Annotated in this window: 20 protein-coding genes; 11 read left to right on the plus strand and 9 right to left on the minus strand. The window is 69.2% G+C overall.

The features are described 5' to 3' along the window. Positions 1–28: 28 nt before the first annotated feature. Entirely contained in the window at positions 29–508 is a 480-nt protein-coding gene (locus E3O42_RS12335) for an Lrp/AsnC family transcriptional regulator (RefSeq protein ID WP_134454225.1), read from the minus strand. 161 nt (positions 509–669) lie between these two features. Here E3O42_RS12335 and E3O42_RS12340 point away from each other — a divergent pair, with 161 nt between their 5' ends. Next, positions 670–1332 (plus strand): VOC family protein, encoded by a 663-nt coding sequence (locus E3O42_RS12340; protein WP_134454226.1) that lies wholly within the window; start codon positions 670–672, stop codon positions 1330–1332. A 29-nt stretch (positions 1333–1361) separates the two neighbouring features. Here the strand turns inward: E3O42_RS12340 and E3O42_RS12345 are convergent, their stop codons facing one another. Beyond that, positions 1362–1865 carry a glutathione peroxidase gene (locus tag E3O42_RS12345; protein WP_134454227.1) on the minus strand — a complete coding sequence of 168 codons (504 nt, stop codon included), beginning with the start codon at positions 1863–1865 and terminating at the stop codon, positions 1362–1364. Between the two features lie 233 nt (positions 1866–2098). Here E3O42_RS12345 and E3O42_RS12350 point away from each other — a divergent pair, with 233 nt between their 5' ends. The 3 genes from E3O42_RS12350 to E3O42_RS12360 all read left to right on the plus strand — a co-directional run bounded on the left by E3O42_RS12350 (position 2099) and on the right by E3O42_RS12360 (position 5300). Then, entirely contained in the window at positions 2099–3205 is a 1107-nt protein-coding gene (locus tag E3O42_RS12350; RefSeq protein ID WP_241984811.1) for an aldo/keto reductase, read from the plus strand. A gap of 65 nt (positions 3206–3270) precedes the next feature. Beyond that, a complete protein-coding gene (locus E3O42_RS12355) occupies positions 3271–4638 on the plus strand; it encodes a M16 family metallopeptidase (protein ID WP_134454229.1) in 1368 nt (455 codons plus the stop codon). A 59-nt stretch (positions 4639–4697) separates the two neighbouring features. Then, positions 4698–5300: a histidine phosphatase family protein gene (locus tag E3O42_RS12360; RefSeq protein WP_134454230.1), complete on the plus strand. Its 603-nt coding sequence runs from the start codon at positions 4698–4700 to the stop codon at positions 5298–5300. A gap of 31 nt (positions 5301–5331) precedes the next feature. On the opposite strand, the gene E3O42_RS12365 is transcribed toward E3O42_RS12360, so the two are convergent. Together E3O42_RS12365 and E3O42_RS12370 are read right to left on the minus strand one after the other, a co-directional pair. Further along, the gene (locus tag E3O42_RS12365) at positions 5332–5706 is read right to left on the minus strand and encodes a nuclear transport factor 2 family protein (protein ID WP_134454231.1); all 375 of its coding nucleotides are present in this window, start codon (positions 5704–5706) and stop codon (positions 5332–5334) included. Between the two features lie 62 nt (positions 5707–5768). Beyond that, positions 5769–6260, minus strand: coding sequence for a GNAT family N-acetyltransferase (locus tag E3O42_RS12370; RefSeq protein ID WP_134454232.1), 492 nt, complete (start codon positions 6258–6260; stop codon positions 5769–5771). Between the two features lie 60 nt (positions 6261–6320). Here E3O42_RS12370 and dapB point away from each other — a divergent pair, with 60 nt between their 5' ends. Next, positions 6321–7136, plus strand: coding sequence for a 4-hydroxy-tetrahydrodipicolinate reductase (dapB, locus tag E3O42_RS12375; RefSeq protein ID WP_134454233.1), 816 nt, complete (start codon positions 6321–6323; stop codon positions 7134–7136). After that, a complete protein-coding gene (locus E3O42_RS12380) occupies positions 7133–7576 on the plus strand; it encodes a tetratricopeptide repeat protein (protein WP_134454234.1) in 444 nt (147 codons plus the stop codon). Before dapB ends, E3O42_RS12380 begins: the two co-directional genes overlap by 4 nt. A 243-nt stretch (positions 7577–7819) precedes the next feature. Here E3O42_RS12380 and E3O42_RS12385 read toward each other — a convergent pair whose 3' ends face one another. From E3O42_RS12385 to E3O42_RS12405, 5 genes are all read right to left on the minus strand, one after another. After that, positions 7820–8800, minus strand: coding sequence for a hypothetical protein (locus tag E3O42_RS12385; protein ID WP_134454235.1), 981 nt, complete (start codon positions 8798–8800; stop codon positions 7820–7822). Positions 8801–9096: 296 nt separating this feature from the next. After that, complete coding sequence (locus tag E3O42_RS12390; protein ID WP_134454236.1) at positions 9097–9981, minus strand: TIGR01777 family oxidoreductase; 885 nt, start codon at positions 9979–9981, stop codon at positions 9097–9099. Between the two features lie 18 nt (positions 9982–9999). Beyond that, positions 10000–10425, minus strand: coding sequence for an OsmC family peroxiredoxin (locus tag E3O42_RS12395; RefSeq protein WP_134454237.1), 426 nt, complete (start codon positions 10423–10425; stop codon positions 10000–10002). A gap of 98 nt (positions 10426–10523) precedes the next feature. Continuing rightward, entirely contained in the window at positions 10524–11009 is a 486-nt protein-coding gene (locus E3O42_RS12400) for a DUF4395 domain-containing protein (protein ID WP_134454238.1), read from the minus strand. After that, positions 11006–11479 carry a TlpA family protein disulfide reductase gene (locus E3O42_RS12405; RefSeq protein WP_134454239.1) on the minus strand — a complete coding sequence of 158 codons (474 nt, stop codon included), beginning with the start codon at positions 11477–11479 and terminating at the stop codon, positions 11006–11008. The genes E3O42_RS12400 and E3O42_RS12405 overlap by 4 nt, the downstream gene beginning before the upstream one ends. 113 nt (positions 11480–11592) lie before the next feature. On the opposite strand from E3O42_RS12405, the gene dapA reads away from it, so the two are divergent. From dapA to E3O42_RS12430, 5 genes are all read left to right on the plus strand, one after another. Then, on the plus strand, positions 11593–12570 hold the full coding sequence (dapA, locus tag E3O42_RS12410) for a 4-hydroxy-tetrahydrodipicolinate synthase (RefSeq protein ID WP_134454240.1): 978 nt from the start codon (positions 11593–11595) through the stop codon (positions 12568–12570). An 85-nt stretch (positions 12571–12655) separates the two neighbouring features. Then, entirely contained in the window at positions 12656–14332 is a 1677-nt protein-coding gene (locus E3O42_RS12415) for a ribonuclease J (RefSeq protein ID WP_134454241.1), read from the plus strand. A 202-nt stretch (positions 14333–14534) separates the two neighbouring features. Then, positions 14535–15599, plus strand: a complete 1065-nt coding sequence (locus E3O42_RS12420; protein ID WP_241984812.1) for a permuted SH3 domain-containing protein — start codon at positions 14535–14537, stop codon at positions 15597–15599. Next, positions 15596–16330 (plus strand): ABC transporter ATP-binding protein, encoded by a 735-nt coding sequence (locus E3O42_RS12425; RefSeq protein WP_134454243.1) that lies wholly within the window; start codon positions 15596–15598, stop codon positions 16328–16330. Before E3O42_RS12420 ends, E3O42_RS12425 begins: the two co-directional genes overlap by 4 nt. Then, positions 16327–17553 carry an ABC transporter permease gene (locus tag E3O42_RS12430; RefSeq protein ID WP_134454244.1) on the plus strand — a complete coding sequence of 409 codons (1227 nt, stop codon included), beginning with the start codon at positions 16327–16329 and terminating at the stop codon, positions 17551–17553. The genes E3O42_RS12425 and E3O42_RS12430 overlap by 4 nt, the downstream gene beginning before the upstream one ends. Positions 17554–17624: the final 71 nt, after the last annotated feature.

Consider the following 17624-nt stretch of genomic DNA (forward strand, 5'->3'; position numbering starts at 1 on the left):
GCGGGTGCGGCCCCGGCGCCTGCGGGCGTTAAGCGGTGCGGGGCTGCACGCCGCGTTCGAGCAGCGGAACGATCCGGTACGGGATCAGCTCACCCATCGCCAGGGACGTCTCGGTGCGCTCGACGCCCTCACAGGCGAGGATCGTGCGATCGATCCTGAAAAGGTCTTCGGCGTCGGCGCAGGCCACCCGCACCAACAGATCGGCCGCACCGCTCATGCCGTGCGCCTGCACGATTTCGGGAATTCGGCTGAGCTCGCCGATGATCTCCGCGGCGCGCTTTTGCACGATGTGTACCTCGATGAACGCCGTCAGAGGATACCCGAGCACGGCGGGACAGACCCGGCGGTCGAACTCGAGGAACACCCGGGACTCCTCGAGCCGGGTCATCCGGGCCTGCACAGTGTTGCGGGAGAGCCCGAGCGTGTGGGCGAGCCCCACATAGGTGCTGTCAGGGGCGGCGCACAGCGCACGCAGTAACTCGAGATCGACTCTGTCCAAGTGGTGCATACTGCCTGACCGTAGCATGCACAGTGGCCCCAGAACAGGGCACAGTGCACGCCGTGACCCAGATCCGCTGCGCGAGCGGGAAGTCCTCACCGTCCAGGGGTCGGCAGCGTGACGCTCCGCCCAGGGTTGACCGGGTCGGCGCCGCGCGGAAGAGTGGTCGGATGGACGACACCCGCCAGACCCTGACTCCCATCCAAACCCGCTCGGTGCTCTCCGGGGGCGATTTCCTGCATCTGGAGGGAACGCTGTACGCCACCTACCGCACGGCGGATTTTGCCGCAGCCGTGCGCCTGGTCGATGCCGTCGCCGCCGACGCGGACGCCCAGAATCATCACCCCGACGTCAAACTGGGCTACGGGTCCGTGGAGTTCGAGCTGTCGAGCCACGATGTGGGCGGAATCACCGAACGCGATCTGCGGCTCGCGCTGCGCATCCAGGAACTCGCCGCCGAGCAGGATGCCCACGCCACCCGCCTGGTGCCCAGCCGCGCCGACGTAGCCATCGACTGCACCGACGCCGAGGCCGTGCGCCCATTCTGGCGGGTGGGGCTGGGCTACCAGGAGTCGGGTCCCGCGGACGACATCGAACTGCGTGACCCGCGCGGCGTCGGCCCCAAGGTGTGGTTCCAGCACATGGAGATCCAGCGCACGGAGCGCAACCGAATCCATCTCGACGTGTACGTGCCCGTTGCCGACTGCGAGGAACGGGTGGAGGACATCATCGACGTCGGGGGAGTGCTGCTCACCGACGAGCACGCTCCGGACTGGTGGGTGCTCGCCGACCCGGAGGGCAACGAGCTCTGCGTGTGCAGCTGGGACGCTTGACCGGCGCCGACTCAGGCACCGACTCCGGTTCAGGCTGCGGCGCGCGCCAAGGCCTTTTCGATCGCGGCGACGAGCTGCGGTGATTCAGGTTCCACCGTCGACGCGAACCTGTCGACGATCACGCCGTCGCCGTTCACCAGGAACTTCTCGAAGTTCCACTTGATCAACCCCGGCAGCACGCCCTTCCTGAACGCGGTGAGCTGGCTGTACAGCGGATGCTGGTGCGAGCCGCGCACATCCACCTTGGCCGTGAGCGGGAAGGTGACACCGAAGTTGACCTCGCAGAACTGCTGGATGTCCACTTCGCTGCCGGGCTCCTCGTTCATGAATTGGTTGCACGGCAGCCCGAGCACCACCAGGCCGTCGTCGGCGAAGCGTCGGTAGAGGGCTTCGAGACCCGCGTACTGGGGGGTGAAGCCGCACTTCGATGCCACGTTGACCACGAGCACGGTCTTGCCGGCGAACCGGCCGAACGTGGTCGGGGTGCCGTCGATCAGGGTGAGCGGGACGCCATAGAGCGGGGAATCGGACATGCCGAAAAGATTACTCCCCGACCCTTCGAGAGGCCTCGCAAGAGGTCAATTTCCGGCTAAACGGGGGGTCAAGCCACACATTTGTGTAACGCTTGCCGCGCGCCCCCAGCGGATTGTGAGGATCGGGTTATTCTCGGCTTACATGGGTCGGCGCGGGAGCCGCGCAGACCCGTCCGAGGGGCGGTGGAGGCATGAGAGGCAGCGTGGCGACGGGGCGTGTGGCGACGGGGCGTTTGGCAACGGACAACGTCAAGACAGAGGTAACCGCCGAGAGCCGCACAGAGCCGGCGTTGCACACCGGCAGCAATCCCGCAGTGCAGGCTGGCTCCCGGGTCGACGAACTCGTCCTGCAGACCCGCCCGGTCCAGGTGCAGCACACCGCTCCGGTTCAGCTGCCCGAACGCCCTCCCGCTGCAGCCCCGGACATCCGGCGCACAATCGGCGACACCGACCTCACCGTGCACCCGCTGGCGCTGGGCTGCAGCGTCTTCGGCTGGACCACCGACGGCGACACCGCCATGGCCATCCTCGACAGGCACTGGGAACTCGGCGGCAACTTCCTCGACACCGCTGACAGCTACGCCGCCGGGCGCAGCGAGGTGCTGATCGGATCGTGGATGCGCACCCGCGGAGTGCGCGACGACACGATCATCTCCACCAAGATCGGCCGCAACCGCGACAACCCCGGACTCTCGCCGCGCAGCATCGTCGGTGCGGTGCACGCCTCCCTCGAACGGCTCGGCACCGACCGAATCGACCTGCTGCACTTCCACTTCGACGATCTCGACGTGCCCCTGGAGGAGAGCCTCGGCGCCATGGAGACGCTCATTGCCAGAGGCACCGTGCGGCACCTCGCGGCATCCAACTTCACGGCGGAGCGCCTGATGGAGGCCCGGGTGCTCGCCGCCAATGGCCTGCCCAGGTTCGTGGCCCTCGAGACCCCGTACAACCTGATGAACCGGGTCTCATTCGAGTCGTCCCTGGCCCTTGTCACCCGGGCGCAAGGCGTCGCGGTGATGCCGTACTTCGCCCTCGCGCACGGATTCCTCACCGGCAAGTACCACTCCAAGGCCGACCTCACCGACACCATCCGGGCCGGCCGCGCATCGGCCTACCTGAATCGTGCCGGACTCAAGGTGCTTGGCGTGCTCGAACGCATCGCGGAGGACCACGGTGTGGCCCCGTCGACGATCGCGCTGGCCTGGCTGCTGGCCAAGGACGGCGTGGTGGCCCCGGTGGCCAGCGCGAGCCGGCCGGACCAGGTGGATGCCCTCGTGGCCGCGGCCGCCGTGCGGCTGGGCCGTGCCGACATGGTCGACCTCGACAAGGTGTCGGCCTAACCGGTGCGCTGGCCCGCCGCGTGCAGCCGGGCCAGGTCTCGCCGGTGTCGTAAGGTTGGACTGATATGAAAGGCGCCGTTGAATTTCCCCTTGACCTGACCGAACTCTCGTTTCGGGCCGCTGGTGAGTCCCTCGTCAGGCGCACCGTCCTGCCCAGCGGGGTGCGCATCGTCACCGAACAGGTGCCGGGCAGCCGCAGCCTCACCATCGGTTACTGGGTGGCCGTAGGATCCCGCGACGAGCAGCCGGGCCACTTCGGCTCCACGCATTTTCTTGAGCACCTGCTGTTCAAGGGCACCGCAGAGCGCTCGGCGCTGGACATCGCCATCGCCTTCGACGCCGTCGGCGGCGAGCACAACGCCATGACTGCCAAGGAATACACCTGCTACTACGCCAAGGTGCAGGACCGCGACCTCAACATGGCCGTCGAGGTGCTCACCGACATGATCACCTCGTCGTTGCTGGACCCCGCCGAGTTCGAAACCGAGCGCGGCGTCATCCTCGAGGAACTCGCGATGGCCGACGACGACCCGGCCGACGTCGCCAACGAACGCTTCTTCCAGGCTGTCATGGGCACGCATCCGCTGGGCCGCCCGATCGGCGGTAGACCGGACACCATCCGCGACGCCACGCGTGACGCCGTCTGGGAGCACTACCGGGCCAACTACCGGCCGCAAGACCTTGTCGTCACCGTTGCCGGAGCCGTCGACCACGACGTGCTCGTGGCCGCCGTCACCCGGTCGTTGTTGCAGGCCGGTTGGGACCTGGGCGAATACGCCGCACCGGTGGGACGCCGCTCCGGCACCGCAGCGGTGATCAACCAGGGCCAGCCCGTCAGCGTGGTGCACCGTCCGCTCGAGCAGGCCAACCTGCTTATCGGCGTGCCGGGCCTCGTCGCCGCCGACGACCGTCGCGTGGCGATGAACGTGCTCACCTCCATCTTCGGCGGCGGCATGTCGTCGCGGCTGTTCCAGGAAGTGCGCGAGAAGCGCGGCCTGGCCTACTCCGTCTACGCGTTCGCGCCCGGCTATTCGGATGCCGGCATCTTCGGCATGTACGCCGGCTGCACCCCAGCCAAGGCCGGGCAGGTCACCGAGATCATGCTCGACGAGTTGCACCGCCTCGCCGAGCACGGCGTGACCGCAAACGAGATGAAGCGGGCCTCCGGCCAGCTCTCCGGCGCATCCGCCCTGGCCCTCGAAGACTCCGACACCCGGATGTCCAGGCTCGGCCGTTCCGAGATCACGCTGGGGGAGTTCGTCGACCTCGACGAGGCCCTGCGACGACTTGCGCTGGTCACCGCGGACGACGTGCAGCAGCTGGCGGCGGACATGGTCTCCCGGCCGTTCTCCGTGGCCGCCGTCGGCGCCCTCGAGGAGGACGCCTTCGACGCCGTGCTGTCTCGCCGAACGGTGCCCCAACCGCCGAGCTGACCTCATCTTCACCGCGAGCCCCAGGCTCGACATTCCCCGACACAACCGAAAGGGCGATGATGCCCCAATACCTCTACCTCGTGCGACACGGCGAACAGCAGGATGCCGAATACGGCCTGCCGGACGGCCCGCTGTCGCCGCGGGGCAAGCGTCAGGCGCACCTCATCGCCGAACGCCTGGGCGGGGTGCCGTTCACCGGCGCCTGGCATTCGCCGCTGCAGCGCGCCGCGGAGACGGCCGCCATCATCGCCGAACGGCTGCCGTCGCTCACCTCCGAGCCATCACCGTTGCTGTTCGACTGTGTTCCCTCCGGCCGGGCGCCGGAAATGCCCAAGGCGTACGCGCCGTTCTTCAACTCCGTCAGCGAGGAGACCATCGAGGCCGGCCGCGCCCAGATGGAGGACGCCGTCGCCGAGTTCCTGCACCCGCACCGCGGCCCCAGACACGACCTGCTGATCACCCACAACTTCGTGATCGCCTGGTTCGTCCGTGAGGTGCTCGGCGCCCCGGACTGGCGCTGGATCAGCATCAACCAGGCCCACTGCGGCCTCACCGTGCTGCAGCAAAAGCCCGGCCGGCCGTGGTCGCTGGTCACCCACAACGACCTCGGCCACCTGCCGGTGGAGCTGCGCACCGGCCTGCCCGACCCGCTGCTGTTCTAAACCGCGAGGGTGCCCGCACCGCCGGGGCGCGCTAGTCGAGGATCTTCCAGAAGGAATCCTTGCGGCGAATCTTTCCTTCAGAATCGAATTCGAGCAGGTCCACTCCGCGCACCTCGAGCCGCTGGCCGGACACTGACGTGCCGGTCAGCGTCCACTCGGAGACACCGAGCTCATTCCCGCACACCCAGTGCCGGTCGTCGCCGTAATGCACGTCGGGGATGCCTGTGAATCGCGTCGCGAGCCCGGCCCGCACGTCAGCCTTGCCCCGGTAGTGATCGCCGCGAGGCTTCGCACCCCGGGGCATGTAGAAGACGCAGTCGTCGGCGAAATAGCCCATGATGGCGTCCAGGTCGTGGTTGTTGAACGCCGCCAGGAACCCGGCCAGCGTGTCACGTGTAACGGTCATGGCGACCGACCTCCTCCTGCGCTCCCGCGCCGCATGCTGTGAGAGTAGCCAGCATCGAGGGGTCAGGGGGTCGGTGCGAGTATCTTCCGGTACCAGTTCGTGGCGTTCGGATTGTCGTTGTACGGCGGCACATCCTCATACCCGGAGCGTTGGTACAGCGCACCGGCCGCCTCGAGGCTCGAGTTCGTGTCGAGCACCATCTCCGTGGCGCCGAACTGCCTGGCCCGCTTTTCAAGCTCGGCGAGCAGCAGGGTGCCCCAGCCGAGGCCGCGCACCTGCGGCTGCAGCCAGAGGTGCTTCGCCTCGAACCGCACCGCACCATCCGCACCGTCGTCGATGCGCCGGATGCCGCCGCAGCCCACGAAGGTGCGGGAGCCCGGTGCTTCGCTCACGAGCAGGAACTGGCCGCGCGGCGGGACGAACTGCTCGGGAGTCGGGAAGGTGGTGCGGTAGCCGCCGGCGTTGGGGAATGTGGACGCGCGATCGCTGAAGTACTGGGTGAGCAGGGTGATGGACCCCGCATCCGTGACGGAGACCGCAGTGAATTCGGGCATGCCCCTAGGGTACGTGCCTCGGTGCCGGGGGCAACCGCCACCGCTTGGTAGATTGGCAACATGACAACACGGGTGGCCATCGTCGGCGCAACGGGCAAGATGGGCCGCCTGGTCGGCGGCCTGGTCGAGAACACACCGGGGTATGAGGTGGTCGCCCGGCTCAATTCCGCCAGCGAACTGTCCGAGATGCTCGGCGCCGATGTGGCGGTCGACCTCACCGTGCCGGCGGTCAGCCAGGGCGTCGTCGACTTCGCCATCGACAACGGCATCCGGGTGCTCGTCGGCACCTCCGGCTGGTCCCAGGCCCGCGTCGACGCCCTCGGACACAAGCTCAAGGGCCGCACGGATGTCGGCGCCGTGATCATCCCCAATTTCTCGCTCGGCTCGGTGCTCGGCACGGCCTTCGCGGCCCTCGCCGCCCGATTCTTCGACTCCATCGAGATCGTCGAGGCGCACCAGGCCGGCAAGATCGACTCCCCGTCGGGAACCGCCGTGCGCACGGCCGAGCTCATGGCCGCCGCCCGCGCCGGCCTCGGCCCGGTCGCCGCCCCGCACGTCGACCAGCGTGCCCGCGGCCAGCAGATCGCCACGGTTCCGGTGCACAGCCTGCGCCTGGCCGGCGTGCTGGCCCGCCAGGACGTGATCTTCGGCGGCTCGGGGGAGACCCTCACGATCACCCACAACACGCTCTCCGCCGAGGCCTACGAGCGCGGCATCCTGGTCGCCCTGGCCGCCGCACGCGACTGCGTCGGTGTGACCGTCGGGCTCGACCAGCTGATCGACCTGGGGCTCACCGGTGAGGTGCTCGAGCCCGCCGCGGAGCCCGCCGGGCCCGCCGCCGGGCCCGAAGCCGCCGAGATGGAGCCCGGCGAATGAAGGGCCGCATCGCCGTCGTCGTGATGGCGCTCCTGCTCGTCTTCTACCTGGTTCTCGTCGGCTGGCGCGCCGTGCTCTTCGTTCAGAGCGGTGACCCCGTCGGCATCCTCATCGGCGTTGCGCTCATCGTGCTGCCGCTGATCGGCGCCTGGGCGCTGGTGCGCGAGATCAACTTCGGCGTCCACTGCGAACGACTGGTCAAGCAGCTCGACGCCGAGGGTGCCCTGCCCGTCAACGACCTGCCCAGCCGCCCGAGCGGCCGTCCCTACCGCGAAGCGGCCGACGCGCAATTCCCGCAGTACCGAGAGGCCGTGGATGCCGCGCCGAAAGACTGGCGGGCCTGGTTCCGCCTCGGCCTGGCCTATGACGCGTCGGGCGACCGCCGTCGCGCCCGCTCCGCCCTCCGCACCGCGATGGCCCTGGAGAAGTCCGCCGCCTGAGCCGCCCGCGTGCGCGCCGGCGTGCCCAGGTGCGCGAGCCGCTGCCCGGGTCCCGGAGCCGCTTTGCGGGTGCCGCGCCGTCATGCGGGTGCCGCGCCGCTATGCGGGTGGCGCGCCGTTATGCGGGTGCCGCGCCTTTATGCGGGTGGCGCGCCACCCGCACAACGGCGCCTGCCCCGCATACCTCGAGTTGCCCACCTCGCGGCCGGCAGCTCCGCGCCACATCGCGCCGCCGCGCCCCGCTCAGCGCTCGGCCAGCCGGGGGCGCCCCGGGGCCAGGCCCAGGTGTGCCAGCCGCGCCGTCAACCGCGGCACGCTCATCCCAGTGGCGTGGTCCCAGCGAACGAAGCCGCGCACCTGCAACCGAATGGCATCCTCGCGCAGCTTTTCCTCGTAGACCACCTCCGCCGGTGTACGCCCGGCGAGCATCGCGGGGTTGAAGTACTTCACCCGGCCGTCGCTCTCACCCACCCCACGCAGGTAGCGCCAGAAGAAGTCGGCGAAGACGGTGCGGTCCTCGATCACGAACGGATGCTGCAGCTCCGGTTCGGGCAGCCCGGCCAGCGCGATCGTCACGCGACTGCCCGACTCGTCGGGGGAGCCCGACAGAGGCGTGGCGAAGTCGATCACCGTACGGGCCCGCACCGAGCCGTGGAATGGCAGCATCCGGTGCCACGTTTCGAGGAGGGTTGTCCGGTCGGTGAGCGGCGGGGTGCGACCTGTCCGGTCCACTGCCAGAGCCCGATCGGCCGCGGCGACCGCCGACCGGAGGTCCACGATCGTCGCGAGCTCGACGACGGTGCGGGCTACCGAGGTGACGAGCACTCCGTCTTTCATCTGCACATCGCGGGCGTCGAATCCCACCGTGTGCTTGCGGATGCCCGGTTCCGAGCGGCCCCCGGCTGCCCTTTGGTCGAGGAAGTGAATATCATCGGGCCACGGTGCCAGCAGCGGCAGCTGCCAGAGCACCGCGGCAGACTGGTGGGAGAGCGGCAGCGCGCCTCCTCGGGCCAGCGAGGCCGCCCGCACCCTCAGCGCATACCGCTGGTCGCGGTCCAGGCCGGCCCAAACCGCTGCCGGGCAGTACTGTCCCCAGCCGATGCGGTGCAGGTAGCCGCGCTCGGCACCGCGTCGAAGGCGAAGGTCGGCGCCGAGGGCGCGCCGGTAGTCGGCGGCCAGGAGCACCTCGGGTGGAAAGGACGGCTGTTCTCGAGGAACGTTCATCGAATGAGTCTCGGCGCGAGGTGCCGCGGCTGCGGTTACCGCACCGGGTCCGTCCCAAACACCGGGCCGGAGCCCCTGTGGAGGACCGCCCAACCGAGCAGCGTGCGCGGGCCCAGCCGCTGCGTGGCGCGGCCATGCCGCCCCGAAATGCGGGCCAGGCGCCGTTATGCGGGTGGCGCGCCACCCGCATAACGGCGCGTTCCCCGCATAACGGGATGTGGTGCGCCGGATGCCTCGGCGTGGCCCACGCGGCACCGCGCGCACCGCACCGCACCGCGCACCGCGCCCCTAGGGGCCTAGCGCAGCATCCAAGTGACCGCTTCGGCGGCAGTGCGGTGGGTGAAGCGGAACCCGTCGGCCTGAAGCTTCGCCGAGCTCACCCGCTGGTCGGCGAGCAGCAGCTGCCTGGCGGCATCCTGCAGCACGAGCGTGAGCACCATCTCGGGCACCGGAAGGAAGTACGGCCGGCGCAGCGCCGAGGCCACGGCCCGGATCACGTCGCTGGCGGTCGCCGGGGTGGGGCCGGTGAGGTTCACCGGGCCGCTCAGCTCCGACGTGAGCAGGTGCACGATCGCGGCGGCCTCGTCGTGCAGGCTCACCCACGGCCACAGCTGGCTGCCACGCCCGAGCGGCCCGGCGAGGCCGAGGCGCACGATCGGCATCAGGGGCTTCAGCGCGCCGCCCTTGGCGAGCACCAGGCCGGTGCGCAGCATCACCACCCGGGTGCCTTCAGGGGCCAGACGGGCCTCCGCCTCCCAGGCCGTGACGACGGTCGCGAGAAAGTCGGAGCCCGGTGCGGACTCCTCGGTGAGTTCCTCGCCGGGCCGATTGCCGTAGATCCCCACGGCGGACGCGTTCAGCAGCACGGTCGGCGGCGTGCCGGCCCGGCGCATGGCGTCGGTGAGGGTGCGCGCGGCCTGCACACGCGATTCCATGATCTGGCGCCGGTAGGACTTCGTCCAGGGCAACCGCCCGATCGAGGCCCCGGACAGGTTGATTACCGCATCCACGCCGTCGAGCGCGGCGGGATCGAGGGTCAGCGTCGCCGGGTCCCAGCGAATCTCCGACCTGGACCGCGGCGGGCGCCGGACGAGGCGCAGCACGGTGTGCCCGGCAGCTTCCAGCTGGCGGGTCAGTTCGCTACCGATGAGCCCGGAAGCTCCGGAGATGAGTACGCGCATGGGGTTGCCGACCGCCCCTCAGGCCAGCTCGGCTTCGATGGTGATCGGGATGCCCGCCAATGCCTGCGAGATCGGGCAGTTCACCTTCGCGTCCTGCGCGAAGGCCTCGAACTCCTCCTCGGTGACGCCGGGAACGTTGGCGCTGACGAGCAGGTGGCTGCCGGTGACGCCGGTTCCGGCGACGAAGGTGACCGCCGCGGTGGTCTGGATATTCGTGGGGGTGTGCCCTGCGTCGGCCAGGATCTTGGCCAGCGCCATCGAGAAGCAGGATGCGTGCGCCGCGCCCAGCAACTCCTCCGGGTTGGTCATGTTGGCGGTGCCTTCGGCCCTGGCCTTCCAGTTCACCGGGAACGACCCGTTATGCGAGGAATCGAGCGTGACGGTGCCGGATCCCGTCATCAGGTCGCCGGTCCATACGGTGGTTGCTTCGCTGGTCAGGGCCATGGTGATACCTCCTGGAAGTGGAGCACCAGCCTATCCGCCGGGCCTGGACTGTTCACAGGAAATCCCCGAGCGAACGGCAAGGTGGCAACGCCCGCCGGTCAGGGCGCCGCCGGGCTGCGACCGAGGACCCCGGCTCGCACCAGCAAAAGGTACAGCTGGCAGCCCAGGCAGTAGTCGAAGGCGGCATTCAGGAAAGCCGCAACGAACGCGGCCGCAGCCGCGATGGGCACGGCCGCGGTCACCCCGGCCAGGCCGAGCACCACCCCGATCAGGGCGACCAGCAGGCCGACACCCTGGGCGAAGGTGGGCGGCGCCGGGTCTTCGAGTTCGGCCGGCGGGCCGAGCCGCGGGCGCACGAGAGTCTTGTAGAGCAGCCCGTACGGATGCCGGGCGACGCTCGCGAGGGCGCCCCAGGCGAACACCGCGGTCTGCGCGGCGAGCAGCGCCAGGGCAACACCGGATGCCCCGACCAGCGCGAGGAAGATCACCGCGAGCAGCACGACGGCCGTGACGGCCGCACCGAACCGGGGGCCGCGGGGGTCGATACCCGCCCGCTTCGGGGCGGCGGGGCCTGGTCGGGTCATGGGAACTCCTGAACGTCGAGGGCAAGGTCGTCGAGGTGGGCATGCAGTGCCGCCCGGTTCGGCACGCCGCCCACGCGGGCGCGCACCCGGCCGGCCCGGTCGAGCACCAGGGTGGTGGGCGTCTGCAGAACGTTGAACCGCCGGGCGAGGTCGGCGCGATGGGTGAGGTCCACGTCCACGTGCCGCACGCCGATGCGGGCATCCGCCACCTGGCCCAGCAGCACGCTCGTGCCGGGGCAACGGGCGCAGAACTCGGTGGAGAACTGCAACAGCGTCGCCTCGGAGCCGAAGACCGGCGGGGAACTCGACGCGGACAGGCCCAGTTGCGCGGCCGTGACGACATCCGCCGAGTCGTCAGAGACCGAGACCGAGACCGAGACCCGGCCCTGCCGACGGCGCCAGACCAGTCCAAGCACCGTGGTCAGCGCGACCAAAAGCACCAGGACAAGCATGGCGGCGGCGGGATTCATGAAGGCGAGGCTACGCTGCGGCGGCCCTCAGACGCCCCGTATGACGGCAGATGACGCGCGAGAGGCCCGGCGTGAAGGCGCGAGAGGGCGCGCTAGACGATACCCTGTAAACCGTGTCTACTCCTTTCAACCCTTTCGGGCAGGTCCTCGTCGCCCTGGTGACACCATTCACCGCTGACGGAGAGGTCGCCTGGGCCGATGTGGAGAAGCACATCGACGACGTCATCACCGCCGGGGCCGACGGCATCGTGGTCACCGGCACCACCGGCGAGACCTCCACCCTCACCGACCCCGAGAAGATCCGGCTCGTCGAGGTCGGCAAGGACGTCGCGGCCGGTCGCGCCAAGATCATCACCGGCGGCGGCTCGAACGAGACCGCGCACGCCATGCAGCTCGCCAAGCAGAGCGAGAAGGCCGGCGCCGACGGCAACATGATCGTCACGCCGTACTACAACAAGCCCACCCAGGCCGGCGTGCTCACGCACTTCCGCATGATCGCGGATGCCACCGACCTGCCGGTGATCCTCTACGACATCCCGGGTCGCACGGGCATCCCGATCACCTACGAGACCATCCTGCGCGCCGCGAAGCACCCCAACATCCTCGCCGTGAAGGACGCCAAGGGCGACCTGGCCCAGGTCAGTCGAGTGCTCAACCAGACCGACCTGCTCTACTTCTCGGGTGACGACCCCAATGTGCTGCCGCACCTCTCGATCGGCGCCACCGGCCTGATCGGCGTCACGGCGAACATCGCCGCCACCCCGTACCGCCAGATGGTGGATGCCGTCAACGCGGGTGACCTCAAGGCGGCCACGCTGGCGCACCAGCAGCTCGAGCCCCTCGTGCGCGCCGTGATGACCCACGTGCCCGGCACCGTCGCGGCCAAGTACATCCTGCACGGGCTGGGCCGCATTGGCAGTCCCCGCGTGCGCCTGCCCCTGGTCGGCCCCGAGGAATCAGAGGCCGCCATGATCGAAGACGAAATCGACCTCGTCCGGAACATCCCCGGCGTCGACTTCACCAACTTCCGCCCCGACCGCAACGCCGCCGCAGGTGGAGCATTGCCCAAGGTCGCCGGAACCACACGCTAAAAGATAAACGCACCCCGAACCAGAGCGCCGCTAACTTCACGCACCACTAACTTCACGCACCATCAACTCCACAATAGGAGGGCTTATGCCCAACGACGTATACGCACCGCCCGCGCTTCCCAAGGGAACACTTCGCGTCACGCCCATCGGCGGACTCGGCGAAATCGGCCGGAACATGACCACCTTCGAGATCAACGGCAAAATCCTGATCGTCGACTGCGGCGTGCTGTTCCCCGAGGAGCACCAGCCCGGTGTCGACCTGATCCTGCCGGACTTCACCCCGATCAAGGACCGCCTCAAAGACATCGTCGGCGTTGTGCTCACGCACGGCCACGAGGACCACATCGGCGCGGTTCCCTACCTGCTCAAGCTGCGCCAGGACATCCCGCTGATCGGCTCCGGCCTGACGCTGGCGTTCATCGAGGCCAAGCTCAAGGAACACCGCATCACCCCCTACACCCTGCAGGTGAAAGAGGGCCAGAAGGAGCGCCTCGGCCCGTTCAACCTCGAGTTCATCGCGGTCAACCACTCCATTCCGGATGCCCTGGCCGTGGCCATCAAGACCGAGGGTGGCAGCGTGCTGCACACCGGTGACTTCAAGATGGACCAGCTGCCGCTGGACAACCGCATCACGGACCTGCGCGACTTCGCGCGCCTGGGCGAAGAGGGCATCGACCTGTTCCTGGTCGACTCCACCAACGCCGACGTGCCCGGCTTCACCCCGTCCGAGCGCGCCATCGGCCCGGTCCTGGAAGACGTCATCGCCCGCGCCCCGCGCCGGGTGGTCATCGCCAGCTTCTCCAGCCACGTGCACCGTGTGCAACAGGTGCTCGACGCCGCCCACGCCAACGGACGCCGAGTGGCGCTGCTGGGCCGCTCGATGGTGCGCAACATGACCATCGCCGCCGACCTCGGCTACCTCAAGGTGCCGGACGGCGTGCTGATCGACTTCAAGAAGGCCGGGAACATCCCGGACAACAAGATCGTCTACATGTCCACGGGTTCGCAGGGCGAGCCGATGGCCGTGCTCAGCCGCATCGTCAACAGCGAGCACCAGATCGAGGTCGGCCCCGGCGACACCGTCATCCTGGCCTCCAGCCTGATCCCCGGCAACGAGAACGCGGTCTACCGCATCATCGACGGCCTCACCAAGCTCGGCGCCAACGTCGTGCACAAGGGCAACGCCAAGGTGCACGTCTCCGGACACGCCGCCGCCGGCGAGCTGCTCTACGTGTACAACGTGCTGCGCCCGAAGAACGTGCTGCCCGTGCACGGCGAGTACCGCCACCTGGTGGCCAACGCCAAGCTCGCCGTGCAGAGCGGTGTGCCCGTCGAGCGGGCGATCCTCGCCGAGGACGGCACCGTGCTCGACCTGCGCAACGGCGACGTGAAGAAGGTCGGCCAGCTCGACCTCGGTTACGTGTACGTGGACGGTTCCACCGTCGGCGAGATCACCGAAGCCGACCTCACCGACCGTCGCACCCTGTCCGAGGAAGGCTTCATCTCGATCATCGTCGTGGTCGACAAGTCCACCGGAAAGGTCATCGTCGGCCCGGAGATCCACGCCAAGGGCTTCGCCGAAGACGACTCGGTCTTCGACTCCGTCCGGCCCAAGATCGAGGCCGCCCTGGCCGAGGCCGCCCAGAACGGCACCCACGACACCTACGCGCTCACGCAGGTCGTGCGTCGTACCGTCGGCCGCTGGGTGCAGGCGTCCTTCCGCCGCCGCCCGATGATCGTCCCGATGATCATCGAGGCGTAACCGCCCGCTGCACCGCACATCCGTCAACCCCCGGCCGCCCTCGGCGCCGGGGGTTGCCGCGTTCTCCGACCCCGCCGCCGCAGGGTCATCCTAGAGGAGGATCTTGCCCGAAAGCCGCTCTGACGGCCGGTAACTGCCCCTAGGCTCGAGCCAGCCGACACCGTCAGGTGCGATGCGAGCACGGGGGAATTCAGTGAATGTGATGCGCAAATGGGTCTTTCCGATCCTCCGTTTGCTCGTGGTCGCCGCCATCGCGGTGGCCCTGGTGAAACTGGCGTTCTTCGCCGACGAAGCCTCGGCCCAGGACCCGGCCCAGCCCACCGGGCAGATCGTGGAACCCCAGATCCCGGTGGCCCTGGGCACGATCACCAACGATGTGACACTGCCCGGAACCGTGTCGGCGGATGCCGCCGTGCCGGTGAAGGCCGTCGCGGCCGGCACCGTCGATGAGATCTTCTTCGCCGCGGGAGAGACCGTCGCCGCCGGCGACAAGATCTACGACATCAAGGTCGAAACCGTGCGCGACCCGGTTGAGACGACGGACGCCGCCACAGGCATGGTCGCCATCACCCAGCCGAAGCCCGCGGTCACGTTCGAGAAGGTCTTCGCACCCGCCGACGGCGTGCTCAGCGCCCTCACCGTCATCCACGGCCAGTCGGTCGCCATCGGCGACACCACCGGCCAGGTCGCGCCGCCCAGCTACTCCGTGAGCGGATCGCTCAGCCCCGAGCAGCAGTACCGGCTCGTCACCCAGCCCACCGATGCCTCCATCGCCATCACCAACGGCCCGGCCCCGTTCACCTGCACGGGCCTGCGTATCAGCACCCCGCTGGCCGGGGCGGATGCCGGCGGCACCGGCGGCGGTGCCGATCCGGCCCCCGGAACAGGAACCGGCACCGGCGGGGCGTCCGGCACCACCGTCAGCTGCGCCATCCCGGCCGAGGTCACAGTCTTCCCGGGCCTCGCCGCCCAGATCACCATCGCCGGCGGCAAGGCCGAGAACGTGCTCGTGGTGCCCACCACGGCCGTGAAGGGCTCCGCCGAGACCGGGGTCGTCTGGTTCGTGCTGCCCGACGGCAGCACCGAGGAACGCCCGGTGACGCTCGGCATGAACGACGGCACCTCGGTGCAGGTTCTCGGGGGCCTGGCCGAGGGCGACCTGGTCAACCAGTTCGTGCCCGGCGCCGTCGCGGTGCCGGCCGACGGCTGCGTCACCGCCCCCGACGGCAGCGAGGTCTGCTCCGAGCCCGGAATGACCCTCCGGTGACGCTCCTGCACCTGGCCGGCGTCACCCGCACCGTCCAGCTCGTCGACGCCCCGCCGCTGACGATCCTCTCCGGCGTCGACCTGGACGTCGCGGTGGGGGACCGGGTTTCCATCGTGGGACGCAGTGGTTCGGGCAAGTCCACCCTGCTCAACCTGCTCGGCCTGCTCGACAACCCCACCACGGGCGACCTCGAATTCGGCAGCCGACCGGTGAAGTCGTTCTCCTCGGCCGAACGCGACAGGGTACGCGGACGCGACGTGGGCTTCATCTTCCAGCAATTCAACCTGCTGCAGGGCCGCACGGCGCTCGAGAACGTGATGACCCCGCTGCTCTACGCGCAGGGCAAGCAGTTCTGGCAACGTGCCCGCATCGCCAGCGAGATGCTTGAGAGGGTCGGCCTCGGCCACCGGCTGGGCGCCATGCCCGACAGGCTCTCCGGCGGTGAACAGCAGCGGGTGGCCATCGCCAGGTCGCTGGTGCGCGGCCCGCGGCTGATCCTGGCCGACGAACCCACCGGCGCCCTGGACCTCGAGACCGGTGCAGACGTGATGGCGCTGCTCGACGAGGTTGCCACCGCCTCGGGAGCCGCCCTCATCACCATCACCCACGACCCCGCCATCGCGGCGCTGGCCAGCCGGCACCTGCGCCTGGACCACGGCGTGCTCACGGTCGCCGGCGCCCCGGCCGCCCCGGTTCTGCACGACACCGAGTTCGCTGCGGTGCCCGCATGAACCGCCTGCTCAGCAACGTGGTCGGCTCGTTCGTCGAGGCCTGGCAGGAGCTGCGCATCCACAAGACCCGGGTGATGCTCTCGCTGATCGGGGTGGCCGTCGCGGTGTGCGCGATCACCTCGGTGGTGGGACTCGGCGCCGTGGCGCAGCAGGCCCTGCAGGAGCAGAACGAACAGCAGGGCGGCCGGGCGGCGACCCTGTCCCTGTACGTGGCGAAGTACGACGGCACGGCCATGGATCCGGAGGTCATGCAGGATCTCTGGACCACCTCCCTGGACCGGTACGGCATCGAGTACGCCAGCCGGATCGTGAACTCCAGCCAGACCGTGCAGTTCGCGGATGGCGCGGTGCCGGTGCGCGTCACCGCCGTCGACCAGGCGTACGGCACGATGCACCGCGTCAAGCTCACCGAGGGCGGGTGGTTCACGGCCGAGGACGCCGATAGGCTCGCCCCCGCGGTGCTGGTGAACCAGGTCTATTACGACCGGCTCGGCCGGCCCGACCTGGCGACGCATCCCACCACCATCCTGCTCGGCGACCGGCCGACGACCGCCGTGATAACCGGCGTCTACCCGGTGAGCACCTGGGACACTGAGCCCGCCATGTATATGCTCACCGACACCCTGACCGGTCTGAGTTCGCCGGAGCAGCAGACGGCCAACGGGGTGGTGCCCAACTATGAAATGTGGGTGCCGACGGACCTCAGCGAAGACCTGACGACCGCCATCCAGCGGGATTTCACGGCAGCAATCGGCAAGGGAACCAACGTGTCGGTGAGCCGGCAGGACTACGCCGCGTTCAACGAGGACCCTTTCGCGTCGATCAAACTGCTCGTCGGGGGAGTGGCCGGCCTGGTGCTGCTGCTTGGCGCCCTCGGCCTGGTGAACATCGCCCTGGTCACGCTCAAGCAACGCATCCGCGAGATCGGGGTGCGGCGCAGCTTCGGCGCCACCGCCGGGCGGGTGTTCTTCTCGGTGATGATGGAGAGCATCGTGGCGACTCTGGTGGCCGGCGTGGTGGGCGTGATCGGCGCCGTGCTCATCGTCACCAACCCCATGCTGCAGGAGTTCATCAGCCAGGGCATGGTCACCGACTTCCCGCCGTTCCCGGTGGAGGCCGCCATCCTCGGCCTGGTCTGCGCCACCGTCGTCGGCGCCCTCGCCGGCCTGCTGCCGGCCCTGGTAGCGGTGCGCGTCAAGGTCATCGACGCCATCCGGTACTGATGTTCCCCACGATCGCCGCCATTCGCTGGTCGAGCCTGTCGAGCCCAGCTGAGACACCCCTTCGCCGTGCC

Source organism: Cryobacterium adonitolivorans, assembly GCF_004402695.1.
Classification (GTDB): domain Bacteria; phylum Actinomycetota; class Actinomycetes; order Actinomycetales; family Microbacteriaceae; genus Cryobacterium; species Cryobacterium adonitolivorans.